Below are 1,116 nucleotides of genomic sequence, written 5' to 3' on the forward strand. Positions count from 1 at the left end.
GGTGAGGATCTTGCCGGTCCCGTCCGGGCCGAAGCCAGTATCGAGGGTACCGTCCGCGTTGTAGCGCACCAGTGCGAAGTCGTAGCCGGTCCCGCTGCCCTGGCCGTAGCCCGCGACGACGATCTTGCCGTCCGCCTGCACAGTGACGCTGTAGCCGGCGTCGTTCGACATGCCGGCGCCGACCGGGGTGAGGATCTTGCCGGTGCCGTCCGGGCCGAAGCCGGTGTCGAGGCTGCCATCCGTGTTGTAGCGCACCGCAGCAAAGTCTTGGCCGTTGCCCCAGCCGGAACCCACGACGACGATCTTACCGTCCGCCTGGAGCGTGACGCTGTTGCCCTGGTCTGACGCCGTGCCCGCGCTGATCGGAGTGAGGATCTTGCCGGTTCCGTCCGGGCCGAAGCCGGTGTCGAGACTACCGTCCGCGTTGTAGCGCAGCAGCGCGAAGTCTTGGCCTTCGCTGCCCTCGCCGTAACCCGCGACGAGGATCTTGCCGTCCGCCTGGAGCGTGACGCTGTTGCCCTGGTCGCTCGACAGGCCGGTGCCGACCGGGGTGAGGACCTTTCCGCCCGTGCCGAAGGTGGTGTCGAGGCTGCCGTCCGCGTCGTAGCGCACCAGCGCGAAGTCGTAACGGTTGCCGGCACCTACGCCATACCCCGCGACGACGATCTTGCCGTCTGTCTGGAGCGCGACGCTCTGGCCATAGTCTGACGCCGTGCCGGGGGCGGCGGGGGTGAGGATCTTGCCGGTCCCGTCCGGGCCGAAGCCGGTGTCGAGGCTACCGTCCGCGTTGTAGCGCACCAGCGCGAAGTCGGTGCCGCCGGTCCCGTCGCCATAGCCCGCGACGAGGATCTTGCCGTCCGGCTGAACCGTGACGCTTCGGCCGGTGTCTGACGATCCGTCGGCGCCGACCGGGGTGAGCACCTTGCCGGTCCCGGCGCCGAAGAACGACGGCGCGTCGTTCACGGCCGTGAGGGTGGTGCTCAGGGTGGCGGGGATCGACGTCGTGCCGTCGCCGACACTGTAGCTGATGACGAGCGGACCGTTGTAGTCGGCGGCCGGGGTGACGGTGTAGCCGCCCGCCCCGTCGCTCACGATCGTGCCGGTACGGACGTCACG

The 1,116-nt window shown here is 69.4% G+C and carries 1 protein-coding gene; it reads right to left on the reverse strand.

Translation table 11 applies throughout. The features are described 5' to 3' along the window. On the reverse strand, positions 1-1,116 hold a 1,116-nt coding region (locus MBTS_RS22145; RefSeq protein WP_192216492.1), incomplete at both ends, for a cadherin-like domain-containing protein.

It is taken from the genome of Methylobacterium bullatum, from assembly GCF_014845095.1.
Taxonomy (GTDB): Bacteria; Pseudomonadota; Alphaproteobacteria; order Rhizobiales; family Beijerinckiaceae; genus Methylobacterium; species Methylobacterium bullatum.